This is a genomic window from Myceligenerans indicum (genome assembly GCF_016742955.1).
In the GTDB taxonomy this organism is placed as follows: Bacteria; Actinomycetota; Actinomycetes; order Actinomycetales; family Cellulomonadaceae; genus Myceligenerans; species Myceligenerans indicum.
The window spans coordinates 1-25,332 of the sequence record NZ_JABBYC010000031.1; the positions used below are offsets into that span (position 1 = coordinate 1).

The 25,332-nt window shown below is 71.7% G+C and carries 20 protein-coding genes; 10 read left to right on the plus strand and 10 right to left on the minus strand.

The genetic code is table 11. The features are described 5' to 3' along the window. Nucleotides 1–52: 52 nt before the first annotated feature. The 3 genes from HGK34_RS14945 to HGK34_RS14955 all read right to left on the minus strand — a co-directional run bounded on the left by HGK34_RS14945 (nt 53) and on the right by HGK34_RS14955 (nt 1,996). The gene (locus tag HGK34_RS14945) at nt 53–733 is read right to left on the minus strand and encodes a DsbA family oxidoreductase (RefSeq protein ID WP_201848796.1); all 681 of its coding nucleotides are present in this window, start codon (nt 731–733) and stop codon (nt 53–55) included. 45 nt (nt 734–778) lie between these two features. Further along, nucleotides 779–1,405 carry a hypothetical protein gene (locus HGK34_RS14950; protein ID WP_201848798.1) on the minus strand — a complete coding sequence of 209 codons (627 nt, stop codon included), beginning with the start codon at nt 1,403–1,405 and terminating at the stop codon, nt 779–781. 72 nt (nt 1,406–1,477) lie between these two features. Then, on the minus strand, nt 1,478–1,996 hold the full coding sequence (locus tag HGK34_RS14955; protein WP_201848800.1) for a gamma carbonic anhydrase family protein: 519 nt from the start codon (nt 1,994–1,996) through the stop codon (nt 1,478–1,480). 68 nt (nt 1,997–2,064) lie between these two features. On the opposite strand from HGK34_RS14955, the gene HGK34_RS14960 reads away from it, so the two are divergent. After that, nucleotides 2,065–2,298: a helix-turn-helix domain-containing protein gene (locus HGK34_RS14960; protein ID WP_201848802.1), complete on the plus strand. Its 234-nt coding sequence runs from the start codon at nt 2,065–2,067 to the stop codon at nt 2,296–2,298. Nucleotide 2,299: 1 nt separating this feature from the next. Here the strand turns inward: HGK34_RS14960 and HGK34_RS23570 are convergent, their stop codons facing one another. Together HGK34_RS23570 and HGK34_RS14970 are read right to left on the minus strand one after the other, a co-directional pair. Continuing rightward, nucleotides 2,300–3,280, minus strand: coding sequence for an NAD(P)-dependent alcohol dehydrogenase (locus tag HGK34_RS23570; RefSeq protein ID WP_201848804.1), 981 nt, complete (start codon nt 3,278–3,280; stop codon nt 2,300–2,302). A gap of 16 nt (nt 3,281–3,296) precedes the next feature. Continuing rightward, nucleotides 3,297–4,058: a GTP pyrophosphokinase gene (locus HGK34_RS14970; protein WP_201848806.1), complete on the minus strand. Its 762-nt coding sequence runs from the start codon at nt 4,056–4,058 to the stop codon at nt 3,297–3,299. 219 nt (nt 4,059–4,277) lie between these two features. Here HGK34_RS14970 and HGK34_RS14975 point away from each other — a divergent pair, with 219 nt between their 5' ends. The 7 genes from HGK34_RS14975 (at nt 4,278) to HGK34_RS15005 (ending at nt 15,230) form a co-directional block, all read left to right on the plus strand. Then, nucleotides 4,278–6,992 carry a discoidin domain-containing protein gene (locus tag HGK34_RS14975; RefSeq protein ID WP_201848808.1) on the plus strand — a complete coding sequence of 905 codons (2,715 nt, stop codon included), beginning with the start codon at nt 4,278–4,280 and terminating at the stop codon, nt 6,990–6,992. A gap of 87 nt (nt 6,993–7,079) precedes the next feature. After that, nucleotides 7,080–8,093, plus strand: coding sequence for a LacI family DNA-binding transcriptional regulator (locus HGK34_RS14980; protein WP_201848810.1), 1,014 nt, complete (start codon nt 7,080–7,082; stop codon nt 8,091–8,093). Between the two features lie 132 nt (nt 8,094–8,225). Next, nucleotides 8,226–9,965, plus strand: a complete 1,740-nt coding sequence (locus tag HGK34_RS14985) for a glycoside hydrolase family 13 protein (protein WP_201848812.1) — start codon at nt 8,226–8,228, stop codon at nt 9,963–9,965. A gap of 2 nt (nt 9,966–9,967) precedes the next feature. Next, the gene (locus HGK34_RS14990; protein WP_201848814.1) at nt 9,968–11,359 is read left to right on the plus strand and encodes an ABC transporter substrate-binding protein; all 1,392 of its coding nucleotides are present in this window, start codon (nt 9,968–9,970) and stop codon (nt 11,357–11,359) included. Nucleotides 11,360–11,366: 7 nt separating this feature from the next. Beyond that, complete coding sequence (locus HGK34_RS14995) at nt 11,367–12,323, plus strand: carbohydrate ABC transporter permease (RefSeq protein ID WP_372433136.1); 957 nt, start codon at nt 11,367–11,369, stop codon at nt 12,321–12,323. Further along, a complete protein-coding gene (locus tag HGK34_RS15000) occupies nt 12,320–13,234 on the plus strand; it encodes a carbohydrate ABC transporter permease (protein WP_201848816.1) in 915 nt (304 codons plus the stop codon). The genes HGK34_RS14995 and HGK34_RS15000 overlap by 4 nt, the downstream gene beginning before the upstream one ends. Nucleotides 13,235–13,418: 184 nt before the next feature. After that, nucleotides 13,419–15,230: a glycoside hydrolase family 15 protein gene (locus HGK34_RS15005; RefSeq protein ID WP_201848818.1), complete on the plus strand. Its 1,812-nt coding sequence runs from the start codon at nt 13,419–13,421 to the stop codon at nt 15,228–15,230. A gap of 42 nt (nt 15,231–15,272) precedes the next feature. On the opposite strand, the gene HGK34_RS15010 is transcribed toward HGK34_RS15005, so the two are convergent. The 5 genes from HGK34_RS15010 to HGK34_RS15030 form a co-directional block, all read right to left on the minus strand. Beyond that, complete coding sequence (locus HGK34_RS15010) at nt 15,273–17,516, minus strand: hypothetical protein (protein ID WP_201848820.1); 2,244 nt, start codon at nt 17,514–17,516, stop codon at nt 15,273–15,275. 57 nt (nt 17,517–17,573) lie between these two features. Beyond that, nucleotides 17,574–18,497, minus strand: coding sequence for a carbohydrate ABC transporter permease (locus tag HGK34_RS15015; RefSeq protein ID WP_201848822.1), 924 nt, complete (start codon nt 18,495–18,497; stop codon nt 17,574–17,576). Next, a complete protein-coding gene (locus HGK34_RS15020) occupies nt 18,487–19,431 on the minus strand; it encodes a carbohydrate ABC transporter permease (RefSeq protein ID WP_244666790.1) in 945 nt (314 codons plus the stop codon). The genes HGK34_RS15015 and HGK34_RS15020 overlap by 11 nt, the downstream gene beginning before the upstream one ends. A gap of 1 nt (nt 19,432) precedes the next feature. Then, nucleotides 19,433–20,743, minus strand: coding sequence for an ABC transporter substrate-binding protein (locus tag HGK34_RS15025; RefSeq protein ID WP_201848824.1), 1,311 nt, complete (start codon nt 20,741–20,743; stop codon nt 19,433–19,435). Between the two features lie 202 nt (nt 20,744–20,945). Further along, a complete protein-coding gene (locus HGK34_RS15030) occupies nt 20,946–21,968 on the minus strand; it encodes a LacI family DNA-binding transcriptional regulator (protein WP_201848826.1) in 1,023 nt (340 codons plus the stop codon). Nucleotides 21,969–22,133: 165 nt separating this feature from the next. Between HGK34_RS15030 and HGK34_RS15035 the strand changes: the two genes are divergently transcribed. Together HGK34_RS15035 and HGK34_RS15040 are read left to right on the plus strand one after the other, a co-directional pair. Beyond that, nucleotides 22,134–23,738 (plus strand): FAD-dependent oxidoreductase, encoded by a 1,605-nt coding sequence (locus HGK34_RS15035; RefSeq protein WP_201848828.1) that lies wholly within the window; start codon nt 22,134–22,136, stop codon nt 23,736–23,738. Between the two features lie 20 nt (nt 23,739–23,758). Continuing rightward, nucleotides 23,759–25,198: a GH1 family beta-glucosidase gene (locus HGK34_RS15040; protein WP_372433137.1), complete on the plus strand. Its 1,440-nt coding sequence runs from the start codon at nt 23,759–23,761 to the stop codon at nt 25,196–25,198. Nucleotides 25,199–25,332: the final 134 nt, after the last annotated feature.

The following is a 25,332-nucleotide window of genomic DNA, read 5'->3' on the forward strand; positions in this document are numbered from 1 at the left end:
CCTTATCGTCGGCAGCGTCAGATGTGTATAAGAGACAGGGGCGGGGACGGCGTCAGACATCGGCGGTCTCCTTGTCCACGCTGCGGCTCGCCTCGTCGATGGCCTGCACGAACACCGCAGGGTCCTGCGCGCCCGAGACGCCGTAGCGGCCGTCGAGCACGAAGAACGGGACGCCGTTGATGCCGTAGGCGCGGGCCTGGGCGATGTCAGCGGCGACGTCGCCGGCGAACCGGCCGCTGTTCAGCGCCTCGAGCACCTCCTCCCGGTCCAGACCCACCTCGGCGGCCAGGTCGGCGAGCTCGTCGGCGTGCCCGACATGCCGGCCGTCCGTGAAGTAGGCCTTGAGCAGCCGTTCCTTCATCTCGTACTGCTTGCCGTGCGCCTTGGCCAGATGCAGCAGCTCGTGCGCCTTGAGCGTCTTGGTGTGCCGCACGTCGTCCGTGCGGAACTCGACACCCTCGGCGGCCGCGAGCGCGGCGACGTGCTGCTGCATCTGCCGGGCCTGCTCCAGGGGAATCCGCTTGTGCCCGGCGAGGAACTCGGTGGCGGTGCCTTCGAAGTCGACCGGCGTGTCCGGTGACAGCTCGAAGGAGTGGTACTCGATGGTCACGTCGGGCCGGGCGCCGTCGCGCTCGGTGATGCGGTCGATCGCCGACTCGAGCCGGCGCTTGCCGATGTAGCACCAGGGGCAGGCGACGTCGGACCAGATGTCGATCTTCAGGGGTTCGCTCACGCCGGGCGACAACGCCGGGCGCGGGCGTCGCATTCCGGCCCGCGTCTACCGGCGTTCCGGGGCGTCCCGCAGCGCCGAGACGACTGCGATCCTGTCCGCGCCGTACGTCCGGTCGGCGTGGCGCTGGATGCTGCCGTCGTCGTAGACGACCGTGATCCAGACGTAGCCGTTCTCGGTCCAGCCGGCGAGCCCGCCGAGGGGCTCGTAGACCTCGTCCAGCAGGTCCTGGGCCTGGCGCTCCGGCCCGGCCTCGCCGGGGTCGCCGGGGTCGCGCCGGGGGTCGTCGGGCGGCTCGGCCCTGGGGTCCGGGGCCGTCGCGGGCTCGGTGAGGTGGAACGTCTCGCCGTCCCAGGTGCCCACGACCGCATATTCGCCCCAGGTGGTGTCCCGCACGGACTCGGACTCGACGTCGTCCCAGTCCCAGCCGGTGCTCTGGGGGCCGCCGCACTGGGGAGGGAGCGATTCGGCGACCCCGCCCAGGCAGAGCTCCGGGGGGCCGTCGCCCTTCTGGAGCACGGTCGCGACCGCGGTCACCGGGTCGCCGCTCGATGCGCCGGCGCCGGATGCCGGGCCGGCCGGGCCCGCGCAGCCGCCGAGGAGCAGGACGCCGGCCGAGGCGACACCGAGGAGCAGGCGCGGGGATCGTGCCGGGATGGCTCGTCGTTGGGTCATGCCTGGTATGTGTCGCGGGGACGACGGCGCTTGCGCAGGCGAGCGGGGGCACCAGGGTCCGGGGGAGAGCGCTCAGCCCACCGAGCGGCGGTGCCGCTCCGCGAGCTTCTGGTACTCGACGGCGTTCTCCCGCACGCGCTCGCGGCCGGCGTCGTCCAGCTCGCCGCGCACCTTCGCGGGCAGTCCCGCGGCCAGGTGGCCGGCAGGGATCTCCTGCCCCTCGCGCACGAGCGCGCCGGCCGCGACGAGGGCACCGGTGCGGATCACGCTGTTGTTCAGGAGTTTCGCGCCCATGCCGATGAGGCAGCCGTCCTCGATGGTGGCGCCGTGGACGATCGCCGCGTGCCCGACGCCGACCCCGGCCCCGATGTGCGCCGGGACGCCGGTGTCGGTGTGCACCACACAGTTGTCCTGGATGTTGCTGCCCTCGCCGAGGGTGATCTCGTCCATGTCGCCGCGCAGGACGGCGCCGTAGAAGACGCTCGCGCGGGGCCCGATCGTCACGCGGCCCACGATGGTCGCGGTCGGCGCGATCCACGCCGTCGGGTCGATCTGCGGCTCGTGGCCGTCGAAGGGGAGAACAGTCGCCATGGAGGGCACCCTACGTCCCGGGCGAGTCGACAGGCACGGAAGCCGGTGGACCGGGGACACTGTGCTGCATGGAAAGTCAGTACAAGCCCGATGACTCCCGGTTCATGACACTGACGGACGTCTGCAAGGCCCTCGACGTCTCCAGCGCGATCGTGTACGGCCTGCTGCGCAGCGGCGAGCTGCCGGCCATCCAGGTGGGGCCCAAGAAGGTCTGGCGGATCGAGCGTTCTCGTTTCGAGGAGTACGTCACCGCCCAGTACGCCCTGGTCCGGGAACGGATCCGGAGCGGCGAGGTCCGGTAGGTCACCCGGTGCGGGCCGCGGCGAGCTGCACGACGATCTTGCCGCGGTTCGCGCTGTCGGCGAGCCGCTCGTACGCGGCGGGCGCCTCCTCGAACGGGTAGACGCGGTCGACCACGGGGCTGACGGCGGCGGTGGTCAGCCAGTGCGTCACCGCGACGAGGTCGTCGCGGCTCTGGGGGACGGCGAGCATGCGCACCCGCTTGCCGGTGAACCAGTGGATCGCCGGCCCCGTCGCGAGAGTGGCGAGCAGGTCTCTGGTGCGGCCGCCCACCAGGTAGTAGGCGCCGCCGGGCCGCAGCGCGCCGTGCACGCGATACGGGGAGCGGCGGGCCACGAGGTCGATGACCAGGTCGTAGCGCTCGCGGTGGCCGGCCCAGTCCTCGGTCTCGAAGTCGATCGTGTGGTCGGCGCCCGCACGGCGCAGGTGGTCGGCCTTGTCGGCGCGGTCGACTCCCGTGACCTCGGCGCCGGCATGCTTGGCGAGTCCGACGACGAACGCCCCACCGGCGCCGCCCGCGCCGTTGACCAACACCCTGTCGCCCTGCCGGACCTTCCCGGCCACGCGCACGGCGCGCCAGGCGATGCAGCCGGCCTGGGGTATCGCGGCGGCCTCGACGAAGGACAGCTCGGCGGGCTTGCGCGCGAGGAGCCGGGGGGCGGCGACGACGTACTCGGCCAGGCCTCCGCGGTAGCCGGGAAGTTCGCCGTACACCTCGTCGCCCGGGGCGAGGCCGGTGACGTCGGAGCCCGCGGTGGTGACGACGCCGGCCACGTCGGAGCCGGGGACGGGGTTCCTCGGGCGTCGCAGGCCGGCGACGCGCGCGTAGAAGGGGCTGCCCGCGAGGTTCTCGCGGTCCGAGCCGTTGAGCGAGGCGGCATGGACGCGCACGAGGACCTGTCCGGGGCCGGGCTCCGGCCGCGGGATGTCGCCGAGGCGGACGACGTCGGCCGTCCCGTACCGGTCCTGGATGATCGCCCGCACGGTGTCTCCTCGGCGGTCAGGAGCCGCGGGTGAGGCGGCCGTGGTCGTCGAACCGGGCGTCGTCGGAGCGGCCCGACCAGAACTCGCGCAGGATCTCCTCGGGGCTGAGCAGGGTGTCGGGGCGCACGGCCGGCTCGGTGCCGCCGGACAGCAGCTTGACCTCGTCGTGGATCCGTTCCATGGAGGTGTCCAGGGACTGGGCGACGTCGGCGGCGAGCTTCAGCGAGTCGATCAGGTGGCGGGGTACCTCGCGGTCGTACTTGTAGTAGATCTTGTGCTCGAGCGACGCCCAGAAGTCCATCGCGATGGTGCGCAGCTGCACCTCGACGATGACGTCCTCCACGCGGTCGGACAGGAAGACCGGCACCTGCAGGATGAGGTGCAGCGACCGGTAGCCGTTCTGCTTGGGCGTGGCGATGTAGTCGCGCTCCTCCAGGAGCGTGACGTCGGCCTGTTTGATGAGCATGTCGCGTACGTGGTAGATGTCCGAGACGAAGCTGCAGGTCACGCGGATGCCGGCGATGTCGAACATGTGCTTGCGGATGCCCTCGGGCGTGAACGGGATGCTCTTGCGCCGGCACTTGGCCACGATCGAGTCGAGCGACTTGAGCCGGGAGCCCACGTGCTCGACCGGGTTGTACTGCTGCATGTGGCGCAGCTCGTCCCGCAGGATCGAGATCTTCGTCATCACCTCGTCGATGCCGAACTTGTAGGTCAGCGCCATCCGGCGGACCTCGTGCATCACCACGCGCAGCTCGCTCGGGTCGACCGTGTCCATGGGCCGATCCTAGGCGGAGGTCCGTGACGACGCCGTGAAAATCGGTTGACGTCTTCGCGTGGCCTGCTCGGGGGTTGACGGGCCCCTGGTGGGTTCGTAGGCTCACCACCGCGCAAGAAATGAACAATCTGGCTGCACAAAGTTGTCAGCTTGAGAGCAACATTCCGAGCAACTTCATCGCCGCCGCCGTTGTCGCCGGCCACGATCCCTGGAGATCCGATGAGAAGACGCAAGCGCACCACCATCGTCACGGCTCTGGCCGGGCTGACCGGCCTGCTGCTGTCCTCGCCGGCCGCCGTCGCCACGCGGCCGGCGTCGGCCGAACCGGTCGATCTCGCCGCGGGAAAGCCCGTGAGCGCCAGTTCCCACCAGCAGGCGTACGTCTCCGGCAACGTCACCGACGGGGACCCGGCCACGTACTGGGAGTCCGTCAACGACAGCTTTCCCGAGTGGCTCCAGGTCGACCTGGGCGCCCCGGGAACGGTGACCGGGCTCGAGTTCCGGCTGCCCGCGGGCTGGGAGGCCCGGGACCAGGACGTCACGGTCCTGGGGTCCGACGACGGCGTGTCGTTCACGCCCGTCCTCGAACGGGACACCTACTCGTTCGAACCCGGGGCGGCCAACACCGTCCAGGTCGACGTGCCCGACGCCGGAGCCCGGTTCGTGAGGCTCCGCTTCGAGGCCAACACGGGCTGGCCCGCCGGGCAGCTCTCCGAGCTGCGGGTGCTCGGTGTCCCGGGCGAGCAGGCGGGCGGCACGAACCTCGCGGACGGGCGACCGGTCTCCGCGTCGTCGTCCACGCAGACCTACGCCGCCTCGCACGCGACCGACGGGGACACCGGGACCTACTGGGAGTCCGGCGCCGGGCAGTACCCGGCCACCCTCACCACGAGTCTCCAGGCGCCGGCCGAGCTGGCGTCCGTGACGGTCCGGCTGAACCCAGATCCGGTGTGGGCGCAGCGCACCCAGACGTTCGCGGTGCTCGGCCGCACGGGATCGGGAGCCTTCACGACGCTCGCCGAGCCCGCGCAGTACACCTTCGCCCCGGCCACCGGGAACGTCGTGACCGTCCCGGTCGCCGGCATCGCGCAGGACGTGCGCCTGGAGTTCTCCGCGAACTCGGGCGCGCCCGGAGCCCAGGTGGCCGAGTTCGAGGTGCGGGGCACGCCGGGCGAGGATCCGACCGACCCGCCCACGGACGACCCGACCGACCCGCCCACCGACGACCCCACCGACCCGCCGGACCTGCCGGACGGGCGCGGCGCCGACATGCCGTACCGGATCCTCGAGGCCGAGGACGGAACGCTCGGCGGCGGGGCCGAGCTGCTCGGGCCCAACCGGACGGTGGGTGACCTGGCCGGGGAGGCGTCCGGGCGACGGGCCGTGCACCTGGTGCAGGACGGTGCCTGGGTGGAGTGGACGTTGACCGAACCCACGAACACGCTCGTGACCAGGTTCTCCATCCCCGACGCCGCGGATGGCGGCGGTCAGGACGGCAGCATCGACATCCTCGTGGACGGCGAGTTCCGCCGCCGGCTCGACCTCACCTCCCGCTACTCCTGGGTGTACGGCAACGAGGCCAACCCGGGGAACAGCCCGTCCGCGGGCGGTCCGCGGCACGTCTACGACGAGGCGAGCACGCTCCTGGACGAGACGGTCCCGGCCGGTTCGACGATCCGGCTGGTGCGTACCTCGGCCAACCCGCTACCGGTCTCCGTGGACTTCATCAGCACCGAGCTGGCCGGCCCCAAGGCGAACCCGGACCCGGCCCGCTACGTGGAGCCGGACGGGTTCACGCACCAGGACGTGCAGGACGCGCTCGACAAGGCGCGCATGGACACCGGCGGCGAGTACGACGGCGTGTACCTGCCCGCGGGCGACTACACGACGGCGAGCAAGTTCCAGGTGTACGGCGAGGCGGTCGACGTCGTCGGCGCCGGCCCCTGGTTCACGCGGTTCCGCGCCCCCGAGGGGCAGACCAACACCGACATCGGCTTCCGCGCCAACTCCTCGGCCAACGGTTCGGCGTTCCGCAGCTTCTCCTACTGGGGCAACTACGTGCAGCGGATCGACGGGCCGGGCAAGGTGCTGGACTTCACCGGCGTCGCCGACATGACGGTGGACGACCTGTGGGTGGAGCACATGGTGTGCATGTTCTGGGCCGCGAACATGGACGACTCGACGATCACCAACTCCCGGATCCGCAACACCTGGGCCGACGGCATCAACATGACCAACGGCTCGTCGGGGAACGTGGTGCGTGACATCGAGACCCGCGGCACCGGGGACGACTCCTTCGCCCTGTTCGCCGCGACGGACGCCGGCGGCAGCGGCCAGGCCGGCAACCTGTACGAGAGCCTCACGTCCCTGGTCACGTGGCGGGCGGCAGGCCTGGCCGTGTACGGCGGCCAGGACAACACGTTCCGCGACATCCTCGTGGCCGACACCCTGGTCTACTCCGGGGTGACGATCAGCTCGCTCGACTTCGGCTACCCGATGGAGGGCTTCGGACCCGGGGAGACGCGCTTCGAGGAGATCTCGCTGGTCCGCACCGGCGGGCACTTCTGGGGTGACCAGACGTTCCCGGCGATGTGGCTGTTCTCCGCGTCGAAGGAGTTCCGGGCGATCCGGGTGTCCGACGTCGACATCGTCGACCCGACGTACTCCGGGATCATGTTCCAGACCAACTACGTCGGCGGGCAGCCGCAGCACGCGATCGAGGACACCGTGTTCACGCGGGTCTCGGTCAGCGGGGCCCGGCGCAGCGGCGACGACTGGGACGCGAGGTCCGGGTTCGGCATCTGGGCCAACGAGCTGCCGGAGCCGGGACAGGGCCCCGCCGTCGGCTCGGCGACGTTCGTGGACCTGACCCTCGCGAACAACGCGGTCGACATCCGGAACACGACGAGCACCTTCACGGTCGACCGGGAGTAGACCCGCCGGCGTGGGCCTTCCCGCCTGCCGCGCAAGATCTCGCAAGTCGCGCAAGCGGCTTGCGAGATCTTGTGTAAGGTCGATGGTATGGGACGACGACTTGCCGATGTGGCCGAGAAGGTCGGGGTCAGCGAAGCGACCGTGAGTCGGGTGCTGAACGGGAAGCCCGGGGTGTCGGCCGCGACGCGCGAGGCCGTGCTCACGGCGCTGGACGTGCTGGGCTACGAGCGGCCGGTGAAGCTGCGGGGTGACCGGGCCCGGCTGGTGGGGCTCGTGCTGCCGGAGCTGGCCAACCCGATCTTTCCGGCGTTCGCCGAGGTCATGGGCGGCGCGTTGGCCCAGCAGGGGTTCACGCCCGTGCTGTGCACGCGCAGCGCGGGCGGCATCACCGAGGCCGAGTACATCGACCTGCTGCTGACCCAGCAGGTCTCCGGGGTGATCTTCGCCGGAGGGCTGTACGCCGAGCGGGACGCGGACCATGAGCACTACGAGCGGCTGCGGTCCCTCGGCCTGCCGGTGGTGCTGATCAACGCGTCGATCGACGAACTCGGCTTTCCCCAGGTGTCCTGCGACGACCTGATCGCCACCCAGCAGGGCCTGGAGCACCTGGTCTCGATGGGGCACGAGCGGATCGGGCTGCTGCTCGGGCCGGGGGACCACGTGCCCTCGGAGCGCAAGCTGGCCGCGGCCCGGTCGTTCGCGGCCCGCGCCGGGATCGAGTTCCCCGACGAGCTCGTGGTGCACAGCCGCTACGGCATCGAGGCGGGTCAGGCCGCCGGCGCGAGGCTCGTCGAGCGGGGTGTGACCGCGATCCTCGCGGCCTCGGACCCCCTCGCACTCGGTGCCGTCCGCGCCGTGCGCCGCGCGGGTCTCGACGTGCCGCGGGACGTGTCCGTCGTCGGCTACGACGACTCGGCGCTGATGAACTCCACCGACCCGGCCCTGACCACGGTGCGCCAGCCGATCGACCAGATGGGGCGGGCTGCCGTGGACCTGCTGGCCGGCCTGATCGAGGGGGCTGCCGTGTCGCGCGACGAGCTGCTGTTCGAGCCTGAGCTGGTGGTGCGCCGCTCCACGGCGGCGGCACGACCGCGGGGGTGACGCACGGGTGACCTGCGGGTGACCCGCCGCGGGTGGCGCGGGGCCCGGCGGCGCCGTCGTCGATTCCGGGACAAGATTCCCTGCATATTGTCTGTCAAGTTCTTGCGCTGACTCTGTTCAGTCGTTACGGTCATGCCCGGAGACCGAACACGACGACGTGCGGAGGGCAGCGTGAACCACCCCGACGAGCGCGCATGGTGGCGCGACGCGGTGATCTATCAGATCTACCCGCGGTCGTTCGCCGACGGCGACGGTGACGGCACCGGCGACCTCGCCGGCATCAGGGCCCGGCTCGGCCATCTCGAAGCGCTCGGCGTCGACGCGGTCTGGTACACGCCCTGGTACGCCTCACCGCTGGCCGACGGCGGCTACGACGTGGCCGACTACCGGGCGATCGACCCCGTCTTCGGCGACCTCGCCGGCGCCGAGGCGCTCATCGCCGAGGCCGGCGAGCGGGGCATCCGCACCATCGTCGACGTCGTCCCCAACCACGTCTCCGACCAGCACCCCTGGTTCCGTGCCGCGCTCGCCGCGCCGCCCGGCTCACCCGAGCGCGCCCGCTTCTGGTTCCGTGACGGCAGCGGCCCCGGCGGTGAGGAGATGCCCACCGGCTGGACGTCCAGCTTCCAGGGAGACACCTGGACCCGCACCACGGACCCTGACGGCACCCCCGGCCAGTGGTACCTGCACCTGTTCACCCCGCAGCAGCCGGACCTCAACTGGAACAACGCGGACGTACGCGCCGAGCACGAGGCCGTCCTGCGGTTCTGGTTCGACCGCGGCGCCGCCGGCGTGCGCATCGACTCCGCCGCCCTGCCCGCCAAGGACCCCGCCCTGCCGGAGGTGCCCGAGACCTGGGGCGCCGGCGAGCACCCGCACCTGGACCGCGACGACCTGCACGACATCTACCGCGGCTGGCGGGCCGTGGCCGACTCCTACGGCGGCGGCCCCGGCGCCGAGCGCGTCCTGGTGGGGGAGGTGTGGCTGCCCGACCCCGAGCGCTTCGCGCTCTACCTGCGCCCCGACGAGATGCACACGGCGTTCAACTTCGACTTCATGACCCGCCCCTGGGACGCGAAGGAACTGCGCGAGTCCATCACCCGCACCCTGGACGCGCACGCCCCCGTCGGCGCACCGGCCACCTGGGTCCTGTCCAACCACGACATCACCCGCCCCGTGACCCGGTACGGCCGCGAGGACACCTCGTTCGACTTCCTCAGCAAGCGTTTCGGCACCACCGCCGACCTGGAGCTCGGCACCCGCCGCGCCCGCGCGGCCGCCCTGCTGACCGGCGCCCTGCCCGGCAGCCTCTACGTCTACCAGGGCGACGAGCTCGGCCTGCCCGAGGCGGACGTGCCCCGCGACGCCATCCAGGACCCGATGCACTTCCGCTCCGGCGGCGTCGACCCCGGCCGCGACGGCTGCCGCGTCCCGCTGCCCTGGACCGCGAGCGGGCCCAGCCACGGCTTCGGACCCGACGACGGAGCCGCGCCCTGGCTGCCGCAGCCCGACGGCTGGGGCGAGTTCGCCGTCGAGCACCAGGCCGGCGACCCCGGCTCGATGCTCACCCTCTACCGCACGATGATCGCCGCCCGCCGCACCGAACCCGGGCTGCGCGGCGACGCCTTCGCCTGGCTCGACCTGCCGGGCACCCCCCTGGACGGCGGCGACCGTGTCGTCGCCTTCACCCGCGGTGCGGGGTTCGCCTGCGTGGTGAACCTCGGACCCGACCCCGTGGCGCTGCCCGGCGGCGCCACGACCACCCTCACGAGCGCGCCCCTCACCGACGACGGGCGGCTCCCCCCGGACACGGCGGCCTGGTGCCGCCTGGAGGACCCGACCGGCGCTACCTCGCGCCGAACCAAGGAGTGATGATGAAGTCACGCACAACCGCCCCCCTCGCCGTCCTGGCGCTCACCGCGGGTCTGACCGCGGGGCTCACGGCCTGCTCCGCCGGCGAGGAGCCCCTCAGCCTTGCCGAGGCCGATGCCCTCGACGAGCAGGAGGTGACCCTCACGGTCGCGATCGACGAAGGCCTCGCCGACGAGGCCGTCGCCGCCTTCGAGACCCGCGCCGCGGAGTTCACCGAGGAGCACCCGAACATCACCGTCGAGGCGCAGGAATACACCTGGACCGGTACCACCTTCGCCGCCGACCTCGCCGGGGGCACCCTGCCCACCGTGTTCACGGTGCCGTTCACCGACGGCCGCGGCCTCATCGAACGCGAGCAGATCGCCGACATCTCGGCGCTCACGGCCGAGCTGCCCTACGCCGACCAGTTCAACGAGACGGTCGCACAGGCGGGCCAGGCCGCCGACGGCTCCCAGTGGGCCATCCCGGTCGCCGCCTACGGCCAGGGCATCCACTACAACCGCGCGCTGTTCGCCGAGGCCGGGCTCGACCCCGACGACCCGCCCGCCACGTGGGACGAGGTGCGTGAGGCGGCAGCGGCGATCAGCGAGAAGACCGGCGAGACCGGCTTCGGCATGATGACCTCCTCCAACACCGGCGGCTGGATCCTCACCTCGCTCGCGTACGCGATGGGCGGCCGCGGCGAGACGAATGACGGCAAGCAGGACATCGCGACCATCGACACCCCCGAGTACCACGACGCCCTGTCGTACCTGCACGACCTGCGCTGGGAGGACGACTCCATGGGCGACGAGTTCCTCTACGACTGGGGCACCAGCCACGCCGACTTCGGCGCCGGCAAGATCGGCATGCTGATCTCCGGCGGCGGCGACTACGGCAACCTCATCACGCAGAACGCGATGAACCCCGACGACTACGGCGTCACCGTGCTGCCGCTGGAGGGCGACGACGCCGCCGCGCTGGGCGGCGGCACCCTGGCCGCCGTCGACGCCAAGGCGAGCCCCGCCGAGCAGGCAGCGGCCGTGCAGTGGATCGACTTCTACTACCTGGGCAAGCTCACGACGCAGGCCGGCGCCGTGGCCGACGCCGAGGCGGCCGCCGCGCAGGACCAGCCCGTGGGCGCCCCCGTCCTGCCCGTGTTCGACAAGGCGACCTACGACCAGACGCAGGAGTGGATCGCCGACCTGATCAACGTGCCCCTGGAGCAGTTCGCCCCGTACAGCGACGGCATCTACGACCAGCCGCTGGCCCCCGAGCCGCCGTCGGCCACGCAGGACCTGTACGCCACGCTCGACCCGGTGGTGCAGGCCGTCCTGACCGACGAGGACGCCGACATCGACGCGCTGCTCGCCGACGCCGAGCAGCAGGTCCAGACCCTGATCGACCGTGGCTGACGTCGTGGTGACCTCCCTCGAGCGGCCGGTGCCGCCTGCGACCTCGCAGGCGGCACCCGCCCGGGCGCCGCGCCCGGGCGGCCTCGCCGCCTGGGCGCGGCGGGGCGGACCCTCCACGCTCCTCATCGCCCTGCCGATGATCCTGTGCTTCGGCCTGTTCTCCTGGTTCCCGATCGCCCGCGCGGTCGTCATGAGCGTCCAGTACACCAACCTGGTCGCCGCCCCGGAGTTCGTGGGACTGGAGAACTTCACGTACGTGCTGTCCGACCCGCTGCTGCCCGTCGCCGTGCGCAACACGCTGTACTTCGCCGTGCTCGCGCTGCTGTTCGGCTACCCGGTGCCGCTCCTGGCAGCCGTGGCGATGAGCGAGGTGCGCCGTGCCCGCGGCCTGTTCGCCGCGCTGGCGTACCTGCCCGTCGTCGTCCCGCCCGTGGTCGCCGTGCTGCTGTGGAAGACCTTCTACAGCGGCGCCGACACCGGCGTGTTCAACACCATCGCCGGGTGGGTCGGTGCGGGACCGTTCCCCTGGCTGCAGGACCCCGACTGGGCGATGCCGTCCCTGGTGCTCGAAGCCACCTGGGCGGCGGCCGGCGGCACCGTCATCATCTACCTCGCCGCCCTCACCGGCGTCCCGCCCGAGCTGTACGACGCCGCCGAGGTGGACGGGGCCGGCATCTGGCGCAAGATCTGGCACGTCACCCTCCCGCAGTTGCGGCCCGTGCTGTTCATCACGCTGATCCTGCAGATCATCGGGACGTCGCAGGTGTTCACCGAGCCCTACCTGTTCACCGGGGGAGGCCCGGCCAACTCCACGACCACGATCCTGCTGATGATCTACAACTACGCCTTCGGCGGGCGCGGCGACTACGGCGCCGCCACGGCGCTGAGCCTCCTGCTCGCCGTCGTCCTCGCGATCCTGTCGGCGATCTACTTCCGCACCACCAAGCGCTGGAGCACGACATGAGCGGCCCGACGACGGGCCGGGCGGCCGGCCCCGCGACCGACCGGGGCATCATCTCCGACGCCGACCTGCGCCGCCCCGGTGTCCGGCGCGGCCTGCGCGGGGTGCACGGCCTGCTGCTGGCCGGGCTCGTGGTCCTGGGGCTCGGACCCGTCCTCTGGCTCGGCAAGGCCGCGATCACCCCCACCCAGGACACGCTGCGTGCCCCCGTCGAGGTGTTCCCGAACGGGACCGACTGGGCGAACCTGGCCGAGGCCTGGACCCGGTTCGACATCGACCTGCACTTCTTCAACACCCTGTGGCTGGCGCTCGGATCCTGGGCGGTGCAGCTCCTGATCGCCGTGACCGGCGGGTACGTGCTGTCCGTGCTGCGGCCCGCCTACGCCCGCGTGCTCGGCGCGCTCGTGCTGTCCACGCTGTTCGTGCCCGCCGTCGTGCTGCTCGTGCCGCTGTACCTCACGGTGCTCGACGTGCCCGTCGCCCACGTGTCCCTCATCAACACGTTCTGGGCGGTGTGGCTGCCGGCCGGGGCGAACGCGTTCAACGTGCTGCTCGTGGCCCGGTTCTTCGACGGGCTGCCCCGCGAGGTGTTCGACGCCGCCAAGGTCGACGGGGCCGGACCGTTCCGGCTCGGCTGGTCCGTCGTGCTGCCCATGTCCCGGCCGATCGTCGGGGTGGTGTCCGTCTTCGCCTTCATCACGGCGTGGAAGGACTTCCTGTGGCCGCTGCTCGTGCTGCGCGACCCCGCGGTGCAGCCGCTGTCGGTGCGGCTGCCCGCGCTGCAGGACTACGTCGAGCTGGACGTGCTGCTCGCCGCGCTTGCGATCAGCACCGTGATCCCGATCGCGATCTTCCTGGTGTTCCAGCGGCTGTTCCTCGGCGGGGCGGGGCTGTCCGGGGCGGTGAAGGGGTGAGCCAGGGCATGGGATTGGCGCTCCTGGTTGCAGGTGCCTGCTTCACCATGCGGCACCGGTCGCGCCAGGCCTGCGGCCGGCGAGTGAGGCCAGAGGGCGGGCAGAGCAGTCCCGAGCCCCACGTGCACCCCCACCCCCGCCGGTGGTACGACGTCTGTAGCCGAACACCAAGGAGCCCGCCACGATGAACGATGCCCCGAACAGACGGGTCGAGGACTACGCCCTGATCGGTGACTGCCACAGTGCCGCCCTCGTCGGCCTCGACGGCAGCATCGACTGGCTGTGCCTCCCGCGCTTCGACAGCGACGCGAGCTTCGCCGCGCTGCTGGGCGGCCCGGAGCACGGCCACTGGCGGATCGCGCCGGAGGCGGGTGGTCGTGCCAGGTCTCGCAGCTACCGGGGCGACACGCTGGTGCTGGAGACGCGGTGGGACACCCCGGACGGGTCGGCGGTGGTGCTGGACCTGATGCCGCCCCGGGGGGAGGCGGCGCACGTGGTGCGGATCGTGGAGGGTGTGCGGGGTGCGGTGCCGATGGAGCTCGTGCTGCGGCCGAAGTTCGGGTACGGGGAGATGGATCCGTGGATCGTCCAGGACGAGGGCCAGGTGAACGCCGTCTCGGGGCCGGACGCGATCTGGCTGCGGGGTTCGGTGCCGCTGCGGCACGACCGCCGGGCCGCGCGCGCGTCGTTCGTGGTGGGGGAGGGGCAGCGGGTCTCGTTCGTGCTCAGCCATCGCGCCTCCTACCTGCCCCGCCCGGATCCCGTGGACGCCGACCGCGCGCTGGACGAGACGATGATGTTCTGGGAGGACTGGATCGCCCGCTGCGACTACCGGGGCAGGTGGGCCGGGGCGGTGCGCCGCTCGCTGCTGACGCTCAAGGCGCTCACGTACGCACCCACCGGCGGGATCGTCGCGGCGGCGACCACGTCGCTGCCGGAGCAGATCGGGGGCCCGCGCAACTGGGACTACCGGTTCTGCTGGCTGCGGGACGCGACCTTCGCGCTGCAGGCCCTGCTCGGCACGGGGTACATCGCCGAGGCGCGGGCCTGGCGCGAATGGCTGCTGCGGGCCGTGGCCGGCGACCCGTCCAAGCTGCGGATCATGTACGGCCCCGACGGCTCCCGCTCCATCCCCGAGCGGGAGCTCGACTGGCTGCCTGGCTTCCGCGACTCGGCACCGGTGCGGGCGGGCAACGCCGCCGTCGGGCAGCGGCAGCTCGACGTGTGGGGCGAGGTGCTCGACCTGCTGCACCATGCCCGCCTGACCGGGCTGGAGCCCACCGACGCCGCCTGGGACGTGCAGCGCGGCCTCCTGGACTGGCTGGAGGGGCACTGGTCCGAGCCGGACAACAGCCTGTGGGAGATGCGGGGCGAGCGCCGTCACTTCGTCTACTCCAAGGTGATGGCGTGGGCCGGGGTGGACCGCGGGCTGCGCACGATCGAGCGCCGGGAGTTCGGCGGGCCGGCCGGCCGCTGGCGGGCGCTGCGCGAGGAGATCCGCGACGAGGTGCTCGCCCAGGGTTTCGACGCCGACCGGGGGACGTTCACCCAGTTCTACGGTTCGCAGGGGGTGGACGCCGCGCTCCTGCTGCTGCCCCGGGTGGGGTTCCTGGCGTGGAACGACCCGCGCATGCTCGGCACGATCGCCGCCGTGGAGCGGGACCTGTGCCGGGGTGAGTTCCTGGCCCGCTACGACCCGGAGGCCGACGGCGGCCCGGACGGCCTGCCGGGCGGTGAGGGGGCGTTCCTGGCGTGCAGCTTCTGGCATGCGGACGCGATGCATGCCACGGGGCGCCCGCGGGAGGCGGAGCGGCTGTTCGGGAAGCTGCTGGAGCTGCGCAACGACGTCGGCCTGCTCAGTGAGGAGTACGACGTCGCCGCGGGGCGTCAGCTGGGCAACACGCCGCAGGCGTTCAGTATGGTCGGCCTGGTCAACACCGCACGCCGCCTGGGCGGCGGGAGCATGGACACGCACGAGGGGTCCCCGGTGGGCTGACGCGCCGCCCCCGGACCGTGATCCGGGGGCGGCGCGGCATCCTCAGACCGCCAGCCGGCGGGTGGCCGTGCGGTGGCGGCCGTGCCCGGCCGTGGCGGCGGTGACCTGGAACCCGTCGTCCGTCGGCGCCATCGACGGGACGTAGACACTCGCCCCCGGGGCGACGCCGGCCGCGGTGACGGGCGCTCCCTGACCGATGATCCGGAAGTCGACCGGCTCGGCGTCGAGGTTGACCAGGTGCACGGCCGCGCCGGTCGCCGGCCCGGCGTCGTCGGCGGTGGCGGCGAAGGTCACCGTTCCGGCGGTCTGGGCCACGTCGATGGCCGTGACCTCGACGGTGATGCTGCCGGAGTGCTCCACGGTGAGCAGGTGCTGGCTGCGCGAGGCGTCGTCGAAGAACGTCCGGCCGGTCGGGGCGATGCTCACGGGCCGGTCGGTGCCCCACCAGAACTGGATGCGGGTGCCTCCGCGGGTGAGCGAGAAGCCGCTCGCCGTCGTCGACGCCGTTCCGGTCGCATCGGGGCGGGTGCCGTCGGAGAACTCCAGCACGTCGCCGGCGCCCACCACCAGGGGCAGGCGTTCGACGGCGCTCACCGTGGTCTGCACGGTGCGGACGATGCCGTCGTGCCGGTGGGTGATGTCCTGGACGGTGGCGCCCGACGCGGTGGTGTACCGGGTGGTGAACGTCCCGTTGTACCCGGTCAGGTCCGCATCCTGGATCACCGGGCCCGACGCGTCGTTCCCCTCGTGGTGGACGGCGGTCACGTTGACGCGCGAGGCGTCCGCGCCGCTGGTGGTGACCATGGCCCAGGAGTCGTCGCCCCACTTGTTCGTGGACAGCAGGACCATGCCGGCCTGGGGGTGCCAGAACATGCCGGGGCCGGTGCGCTGCCGGATCCACACGACGTCGCCGTACATGGCGCCCAGGTAGTACCCGGGGCGGCGCACGAACACGAACTGCTGGTCGATGATGCCGGTGCGCAGCTCCGTGAACCGCTGGGAGCGCAGGTACGGCTGCTCGGCCACCTGTGCGTCCCGTTCGGCGGCGGTGACACCGTCGGGCGCCTGCGAGACGTGCATGTACAGGCGCGGCGAGCTGTTCTGCTTGGCGCGCGGCTCGACCGGGTCGGTCGACGCCGCCCAGTCCGCACGGGCGGCCTGCTTGTCCCCGGCGGGCGGGTAGAACGCGCGCAGGCGCGGCACGTCCTCCAGGAAGACGCGGCCCAGGGCCGCCCGGTCCTTGGCGTCCAGCACCCGCGGGATGAAGGTCAGGGCAGGGTTGCGGGCGCTGGCCTCGCTGAAGTGGAAGCCGCTGTCCTTGCCGGGTTCCAGCACGACGGCGTAACCGAGCCAGTCGGCGAACCGGCGCGCCAGTTCGAGTGCGGACGCGTCGCCGGTGAGTTCGTAGATGTGTCCCAGGTCGGGGAGCATCACCTCGAAGTTGTATCCGGCGTCGTACGTGTTGGCCTCGGAGAAGAACCCGGCCGGGGCCAGGCCGTGCTCCAGGAGGTAGGTCATCCGGCTGGTCAGTGACGCCCCGATGGACGCGTCGCCGAGCACGTGCGCGGTCTGCGCGACGCCCGCCAGGCCGGCGGCGACCTGGTTGGTGTACCGGATCGGCGGGCCCCAGTAGGGCTGGGACAGGTCGGTCAGCCACGTGCTGCTGAGCCGGAGGGCCTGCTCGATCTCGGTGCGCCGGGTGGGCAGGGCGCCGATGGACTTCAGGTCGCGCAGCGTCGCCGACAGCGCCACCGTCCCGAACCCGGTCGGGGCGAGGCCGTGCTCGTCGATGCGGTACTCCGGCCACGACCCGTCGGCGTGCTGCAGGCCCAGGTAGAAGCCGATGGCGGCGTCGAGCCGTCCCAGCAGGTTCGCGTCCCGGTAGTAGGGGTTCCAGGGGCGGTCGTGGGCGGCGAACCAGGACAGGGTCGCCACGTGCTCCATGATGCGGGCGTTGAACGGCTCGTTGGGCTTGCGCTGCCAGCCGTCCTCCATCCAGCCGTACCGGTCCGGGTCGTCGTCGACGACGCTGTTGGCCAGCGGGGCGAGGATCATCAGGTAGGCGGCGTAGACCTGCTCGTCCGGGGCGAACAGCGTCCGGTCCGGTGCGCCGGCGGGCAGTGCGTCGACCAGCGGCAGGACCGTGCCGGACGACGTCGCGGCGGCCGGCCGCGCGAGGCCGAACGCGCCGACGGCGGCCGCCGAGACCGCGCCGACGGCGGTGATGAAGCCCCGCCGGCTGAGCGGCGGCAGGCCGGGAGCGGTCAGGTCACGGGTTTCGGTCATCGTTGACTCCCATGGTGGTGAGATGTGTGATTCTGCGGAACGGGGGAGGGGGCGGGCTCAGCCCTTCAGGCCGGACCGGGTCAGGCCCTCGACGAACTGGCGCTGGGCGAAGAGGAAGACGATGAGCACCGGGATCACGGTGAGCGCGGTGGCGCCGATCTGCGTGTTGTAGAGCGGCTCGCCGTAGTTGTCCTGGTACTGGGTCAGGCCCAGGCCGACGGGGAAGAGCTCGGGGCTGCGCAGGAAGACCAGCGGCTCGAAGTACATGTTGAACGCGTACAGGAACTTCATGATCGCGACCGCGGCGACGGCGGGCCCCGACAGGGGGAACGCGATCCTGGTGAACAGGCCGAACCGGCCCAGTCCGTCCAGGCGGCCGGCTTCCTCCAGCTCGTCGGGCAGGGACAGGAAGAACTGGCGGAAGATGAAGACGCTCACGATGCAGCCGGGGCCGAAGATCGGCACCACGATCAGAGGGACGTGGGAGTCCATCAGCCCGAGCTGGGCCACCCACCGGAAGATCGGGATGATCGTCACCTCGCCCGGGATCATCATCCCGGTCATCAGCACCAGGAAGACCTTCCCGGCCCCGGGGAACCGGATGCGGGCGAACGCGTAGCCGCCGAGCGCCCCGACGACGATCGAGCCGATCGCGATGACGGTGGCCAGGTACAGCGAGTTGACGTACTGCTGCGCGAACGGCGTGACCGTGAAGATCCGCTCGACCCCGTGCAGGGTCCACTCGGTGGGCAGCAGGCGGGGCGGCGTCGCGAAGATCTCGTCGACCGGTTTGAACGCCGCGAAGACCATCCAGATCGTCGGGTAGAGGAACGGGACCGACAGCACGAGCAGCAGCCCGTACAGGGCGACCTTCGAGGCCAGGCCGCGGCGGCGCCGGGTGGTGGCCCGGCGGCGCCGGGCGGGGACCGGCCGCACGGGGGTGGCCGCGGCCACGCGCCGGGTGAGCAGGTCAGACTTCATCGTGCACCCACTTCTTGCGTGTGCCCCACTGCAGCGCGGCCAGCGCGAACAGGACGAGGAACATCAGCACGCCGATCGCCGAGGCGTAGCCGAAGTCCTGCTGCTCGAAGGCCGTGCGGTAGAGCAGGTAGGAGATCACCGTGGTGGAGCGGCCCGGCCCGCCCTCGGTGAGGATCTGGATCGGGACGAACACGTCCATGGCGCCGATGGTCGTGATCATCACGACCAGCAGGATGGTCGGGGTGATGATCGGCAGGGTGATGGACCGGAAGACCCGGCCGGGCCGCGCGCCGTCGAGCCGGGCGGCCTCCTTGAGCTCGCCGGGCACGGTCTGCAGGGCCGCCAGGAACAGCACCATGTTCATGCCCACGCTCTTGAAGACCTGGATGACCACCACGGTGACCAGCGCCCAGGCCGGGTCGCGCAGCCAGTTCGGGCCGTCGATGCCGATCGCGGCCAGCGCGCCGTTGATGCCGCCGTTGCTGGCCACCAGGTAGTTCCAGATCAGGACCCACGCGACGGTCGAGACGACCACCGGTGAGAAGAAGACCGCGCGGAAGGCGCCGGTTCCGGCCAGCCGCTGGTCGAGCAGGACGGCGAGCGCGAGGGCGAGCGTCACGTTCAGGACCATGAGCAGGCCGGCGAACAGCAGGGTGGTCCACAGGGAGCCCCACACGACCGGGTCGGTGACCAGCCGCTGGAAGTTCGCCGCACCGACCCAGTGGAACTGGCCGATCAGCGGGTTCCAGTCGTGCAGGCTGTACCAGATCACGTATCCGAACGGGATCAGGCCGAACGCGGTCACGCCCAGCACGGCCGGGGCGGCGAAGACCATCCCGAACGCGGCGTCGATGCGGGCCGGCCGGGACCCTCCCGGCCGCCCGCGGCGGGAGGTACGTCCCGCCGCGGGCGAAGGTGTGGTGGCGGTGGCCAACTCAGCCTCCGGCGATGATCGGTTCGATGTCGGCGCAGACCTGGGACAGCACGGTCTTCGCGTCGCCGTCCGGGACCCACAGGGCGTCGAGGTCGGCCCGGACCGGGTCACCCAGCTCGCTCATCTTGATGTGCCCGGGCTTGGTGACGGCCTCCAGCGCCTGGTCGATGACGGTGCCCTGGATCTGCTCCTCGTTCAGTGCGGGGGCGGCGGCACCGAGGGTGTCGACCGTCAGGAGCGAGGCGCGCGGCGGCGGGAAGAACTGGGCGAGCAGCTCCGAGTTGGCCTTGTTCGTGAAGTAGGCGAGGAAGTCCGCGGCGATCTCGGGGTGGTCGCTCTGGGAGATCACGCCGACCCCACCCTGGCCCACCACGGGGACGGTGCCTGCCGGACCGGCCGGAAGGGGCACGAAGTCCCAGGCGAAGTCCTCGCCCAGCGAGGCGGAGGAGCTGAGCTGGGCCAGCATCATCCCGGTCTGCCCGGACGCGAAGTCGTACTCCTCACCCGGACCCGGCACGGCGCCGGTCTCGAAGATCTGGTCGTGGAACCAGTCGAAGAACTCCACCATCTCGGGGGAGTCGAAGGTGCACTGGGTGCCGTCCGCGCTCCAGGGCGCGGCGCCCCAGGACATCCACATCGCGCCGAGGGCGTTGTTCCAGGCGGTGTAGGGGTCCACCACGGTCTGGAACCCGGCCACGGCGTCGTCGTCGGCGGCGGTGGCCGCGGCGACCTCCATGAGGCGGTCCCAGGTCCAGTCGCCGTCGGCGATCAGGTCGCGCGGGTCGGGCTGTCCTGCCTTCTTCAGGAGGTCCTGGTTGACGTAGATGCCGAAGGGGCTGTTGGAGAACGGGTACCCGTAGATGTCACCGTCCTTCGACCAGACCTCCAGGGCGCCGTCGAGCAGGTCGTCGACGTCGTAGTCCGGGGTGGACTCCAGCGTGGGGCTCAGGTCGTACAGGGCCCCGCTCCGGACGAACTGCGCGGCGTCGGACTCGCCGAGCCAGGCCAGGTCCGGCGCGTCGCCGCCCGCGATCTGGGTCGTGAGGGCGTTGATGTAGCTGGAGCCGGTGAGCGGTTCGAAGGTCACCGACGAGACCTCGTCGGGGTGCTCGGCGACGTAGGCGTCCGCGATCTCGTCGAAGATCGCGTGGTGGGCCTCGTTGCTGCTCCACATGACCATCCGCAGGTCGACCGGACCGTCGGCGGCCTCGTCGCCGCTTGCCTGTCCGGAGCAGGCGGCCAGTGTGAGCGCGGCCGCCGTGAGCATGGCCCCGGCAGGGAGCGCCCTGCGGAGCCTGGGGGAGTGACGCATGAGTTTCCTTCCTCAACAACAGTGTTCAGGGGGCAGGAGCGGTGCTGCCGATGCTCAACGTAGCAAGTTCTTCGAAGAAGAGCCAGAGAATTCTACGAGAAGTTGCTAATAAATTTTCCATAACGGTGCTCCGGGTACGCGTGAGGGTACGGAGCCGCTGCTCCGTACCCTCAGGGATGTGCCACCGGCGGACGAACGCGTCTCATCCCATGGCGACCGGCCCCGTCGAGGAGCGCACCACGAGCCGGGTGGCCAGCTCGGTGTGGTGGGACCGCGGGGTGGATCCCGCCAGCAGCGCGGCCAGCGTCTCGACCGCGGCGGCGCCCATCAGGTCCAGCGGCTGGCGCACCGTGGTCAGGGGCGGGGAGGACATCTGGGCCATGATGAGATCGTCGAACCCGATCACGCTCAGGTCCGCGGGGACGCGCAGCCCGGCCCGGCGGGCGGCCTCGAGCACCCCGAGCGCCTGGGAGTCGGACGCGGTGACCACGGCGGTGGGGCGGGGGTCCCGTGCCAGGACCTTCTCGCCGAGCTCGAGCCCGGAGTCGAAGGTGAAGTCGCCGGGCAGTTCCAGCTCCGGGTCGGGCTCCACCCCGGCCGCGGCCAGGCCCGCCAGGAAGCCCGACAGCCGCGCGCGGGAGGCCATGGCCTCGGGGTAGCCGCTGAGGATCGCGATCCTGCGGTGCCCCAGCTCGGTGAGGTGCTCGGTGGCGGACACGCCGCCGGCCCAGTTGGTGGCACCGATGCTGTAGGTGTCCTCCTCGGGGTTGCTCAGCGGGTCGATCACCACCAGCGGGATGCGATGGGCCGCGAACCGGGCCCGTTCGGCGTCGTCCAGCGTCGAGGTGATGGCGATGACACCCCGCCTGCCCGCCGCGTGCAGTTCGTCGATCCAGCGCAGGTCCCGCGCGTCGTCGGGGTACACCGCCACGGTGACGTCGAGCTGGGAGGTCTCGGCGGCGTCGATGGCGCCGCGCAGGACGTCCAGCGTGTAGGGCGAGTACATGTCCCTGGCCAGTACGGTCACCGGCGTCGTCGACCCGCGGCGCTTGCGGGGGGTGACGTAGCCGCGCTCCTTGAGCGCGTGCTCCACCCGCTCCCGCGTCGCGTCGGAGACGTTCGCCCCGCCGTTGGCCACCTTCGAGACCGTCGAGATCGACACGCCGGTCATCTTCGCCACCTCGGCGAGTGACGGCTTGCCCTGCCCGTTCGGTCGGTTCGCCACCATCAGACTCCTCTCTCTGCCGGCCGTCGTCGGCCGGTTAGGCATGATCACCATAACATTCTTGTAGAATTTTCGGAGAATTTGAGTACACTCGTGCCCCGTGCTGACGCGGCCCGGCCCATCATGGCCGCGCGAGACATCCTGGCACCAGAAAGGTTGAACTCTATGGAGATCTACGCGGACATCGCTGTGATCGGCGGTGGGCTCGGCGGAGTGTCAGCGGCGCTCGCCGCGCTGCAAGCGGGCAGACGGGTCGTGATGACCGACCCCACCTCCTGGCTCGGCGGGCAGCTGACCAGTCAGCTCGTCCCCCTCGACGAGCACCTCTACATCGAGACCGACGGCGCGAACCGTTCCTACCGGCGCTTCCGGGACGCGCTGCGCGACTACTACCGGCGCCACTACCCGCTCACCGACGCGGCCCGTGACGACCCGCACCTGAACCCCGGCGAGGCCTGGGTCAGCCCCGTCAGCGTCGACCCGCGCGTGGCCGTCGCCGTCATCGACGACCTGCTGGCCCCCTACCGCAGCTCCGGGCGGCTCACGGTACTCATGCGGAGCGAGCCCGTGGCCGTCGAGACCGACGGCGACCGCGTCACCTGCGTCCGCGTGCGCAGCGAGGACGGCACCACCACCGACCTGCACGCCCCGTACGTCCTGGACGCCACCGAACTGGGCGACCTGCTCGACCTCGGCGGCATCGAGCACGTCTCGGGCCGCGAGTCCCAGGAGCAGACCGGGGAACCGGGCGCCTGGCCCACCGCCGACCCGCACGACATGCAGGGCGTGTCCTGGTGCTTCGCGATCGAGCACCACGAGGGCGAGGACCACACCATCGACCGGCCCGCGGACTACGCGTACTGGCGCGACCTGCGCCCGCCCCAGCTCGACGGACGGCCGATCCTCAGCTTCGGCGAGCCCGCCGACGCCGACGGCAGGCCCCGCCCCGTCTTCACGTTCACCCCCAACCGTGACGACGACGTCATCGACCTGGACCACCGCAACATCGGCCTGGCCCCCGAGCTGTGGAACTACCGGCGCATCGCGGCCAGGCGCCACTTCACCCCCGGCTTCTACCGCAGCGACGTCGTCGTCGCGAACTGGCCGATGAACGACTACGTGGGCGGGCCGCTGTTCGGCGTGCCCGAGGCCGCCGGGCACTGGCAGGCCGCCAAGGCGCTCAGCCGGGCCACCCTGTACTGGCTGCAGACCGACGCCCCCCGGCCCGACGGCGGAACCGGCTGGCCCGGGGTGCGGCTGCGCGCGGACGTGGCAGGGACCACCGACGGGTTCGCCATGCACCCCTACATCCGCGAGTCACGGCGCATCCTGGCGCGCAGGACGATCGTCGAACAGGACATCTCCACGACCTACCGGGGCGACGGCGGCGCCGAGCGATACCCGGACACCGTCGGCACCGGGCACTACTTCTGGATCGACCGCCACCACACCACCGGCGACGGGCGCGGCGCGGGCGGCACCCCGCACCCCTTCGAGATCCCCCTCGGCGCCCTCGTGCCCCGCCGCGTGCGCAACCTGCTGCCGGCCGCCAAGAACATCGGGACCACCCAGATCACCAACGGCGCCTACCGGCTCCACCCGGTCGAGTGGTCCATCGGCGAGGCCGTCGGCACGCTGGCCGCCCACTGCCTCGACCACGACACGGAACCCCACGCGGTGGCCGACAGCGAGGAAGCCACCGCCGAATTTCAGGACCGCCTGGCCGCACAGGGCGTCCAGCTGCGATGGGACGAAGGGAAGCGCTGGTGAACCACCTGGCACAGCACGTGATCGGAGCCGTCACGTCCGGACCCGAGCCGGCCGCGGACTACCTGCGCACCGGCGACGTGTTCGAACGGCCGTTCCTGCTCGGCGCCGCCACCGCGGCCTACCAGATCGAAGGCGCCGCCGACGAGGACGGCCGCGGGCGATCCATCTGGGACACCTACTCCCACACCCCCGGACTGGTAGCGGGAGGCGACACCGGCGACGTCGCCGCCGACCACTACCACCGGCTCGGCGAGGACCTGGACCTGATGAACGGGCTCGGCCTGGACGCCTACCGCTTCTCCATCTCCTGGCCCCGCATCCAGCCCGGCGGAACCGGCCCGGCCAACCGCCGCGGCCTGGACTTCTACTCCCGCCTCGTCGACGGCCTCCTCGAACGCGGCATCACACCGGTCGCCACCCTCTACCACTGGGACCTGCCCCAGGAACTCGAGGACGCCGGCGGCTGGCCGCTGCGCGACACCGCCTACCGCTTCGCCGAGTACGCCGGGCTCGTGGCCGACGCCCTCGGCGACCGCGTCCCCATGTGGACCACCATCAACGAACCCTGGGCCGCCGCCTACCTCGGCTACGGCTCAGGCGTCATGGCCCCCGGCCGCACCGACGGCGCCGCCGCACTCGCGGCCGTGCACCACCTCAACCTCGGACACGGCCTCGCGGCCGCCACCCTGCGCGAACGCAGCGCCCCCGGCACGTCCGTGTCGGTCACCCTGAACATGCACGCCGCCCGCGACGGCGGAGACGGCGGCCCCGAAGCCGTCGAACGGGTGGACGCCCTGGCCAACGGGGCGTTCCTCGGACCGATGCTCCGCGGCGCCTACCCCGAACGGCTGCTCACCGACACCCAGGACGTCACCGACTGGTCGTTCCTGCGCGACGGCGACCTCGACCTGATCCACCAGCCGCTCGACAGCCTCGGCGTGAATTTCTACTCCACCGTCACCGTGCGCATGTGGGACGGGACCGGGGAGAAGACCAGCGCCGACGGCCACAAGCCGTCCACCGCGACCCCGTGGGTCGGCAGCGAGTCCGTGGAGTTCCTCCCGCAGCCCGGCCCGTTCACGGCGATGGGCTGGAACATCGCCCCCGAGGCCCTCGAACAGGTGCTCGTCGGACTCGGCAACGCGTTCCCGGACCTGCCCCTCATCGTCACCGAGAACGGAGCAGCCTTCGACGACCGCCGCACCCCGGCCGGCGGCGTGCACGACACCGGCCGCATCGACTACCTGCACCGCCACCTCGTGGCCTGCGCCAGAGCCCGTGAACGCGGCGTCGACCTGCGCGGATACTTCGTGTGGTCGCTGCTGGACAACTTCGAGTGGGCACACGGCTACGAGAAGCGGTTCGGCGTCGTACACGTCGACTACGACACGCAGCGACGCACCGTCAAGGACAGCGGGCACTGGTACGCGCAGCTCGCCCGCACCCGCCGGATCGGCTGAACCCCGCCGTGGGCGACGGCGAGGCGCCACCGCACCGGCGTCTCGCCGCCGCTCCGGCACCACGGATGTATCGCGAACGGTCCCGTGGGCTGAAGCCCCGCACGCCTCACCGGCCCACGATGGGCAGGACGCGC

What these genes read in the sequence shown, in the direction of transcription:
- HGK34_RS14950 (WP_201848798.1), bottom strand. Translation starts at nt 1,405, where the DNA reads ATGACCCAACGACGAGCCATCCCGGCACGATCCCCGCGCCTGCTCCTC.
- HGK34_RS14955 (WP_201848800.1), bottom strand. Translation starts at nt 1,996, where the DNA reads ATGGCGACTGTTCTCCCCTTCGACGGCCACGAGCCGCAGATCGACCCG.
- HGK34_RS14960 (WP_201848802.1), top strand. Translation starts at nt 2,065, where the DNA reads ATGGAAAGTCAGTACAAGCCCGATGACTCCCGGTTCATGACACTGACG.
- HGK34_RS14970 (WP_201848806.1), bottom strand. Translation starts at nt 4,058, where the DNA reads ATGGACACGGTCGACCCGAGCGAGCTGCGCGTGGTGATGCACGAGGTC.
- HGK34_RS14975 (WP_201848808.1), top strand. Translation starts at nt 4,278, where the DNA reads ATGAGAAGACGCAAGCGCACCACCATCGTCACGGCTCTGGCCGGGCTG.
- HGK34_RS14980 (WP_201848810.1), top strand. Translation starts at nt 7,080, where the DNA reads ATGGGACGACGACTTGCCGATGTGGCCGAGAAGGTCGGGGTCAGCGAA.
- HGK34_RS14985 (WP_201848812.1), top strand. Translation starts at nt 8,226, where the DNA reads ATGCCCGGAGACCGAACACGACGACGTGCGGAGGGCAGCGTGAACCAC.
- HGK34_RS14990 (WP_201848814.1), top strand. Translation starts at nt 9,968, where the DNA reads ATGAAGTCACGCACAACCGCCCCCCTCGCCGTCCTGGCGCTCACCGCG.
- HGK34_RS15000 (WP_201848816.1), top strand. Translation starts at nt 12,320, where the DNA reads ATGAGCGGCCCGACGACGGGCCGGGCGGCCGGCCCCGCGACCGACCGG.
- HGK34_RS15005 (WP_201848818.1), top strand. Translation starts at nt 13,419, where the DNA reads ATGAACGATGCCCCGAACAGACGGGTCGAGGACTACGCCCTGATCGGT.
- HGK34_RS15010 (WP_201848820.1), bottom strand. Translation starts at nt 17,516, where the DNA reads ATGACCGAAACCCGTGACCTGACCGCTCCCGGCCTGCCGCCGCTCAGC.
- HGK34_RS15015 (WP_201848822.1), bottom strand. Translation starts at nt 18,497, where the DNA reads ATGAAGTCTGACCTGCTCACCCGGCGCGTGGCCGCGGCCACCCCCGTG.
- HGK34_RS15025 (WP_201848824.1), bottom strand. Translation starts at nt 20,743, where the DNA reads ATGCGTCACTCCCCCAGGCTCCGCAGGGCGCTCCCTGCCGGGGCCATG.
- HGK34_RS15035 (WP_201848828.1), top strand. Translation starts at nt 22,134, where the DNA reads ATGGAGATCTACGCGGACATCGCTGTGATCGGCGGTGGGCTCGGCGGA.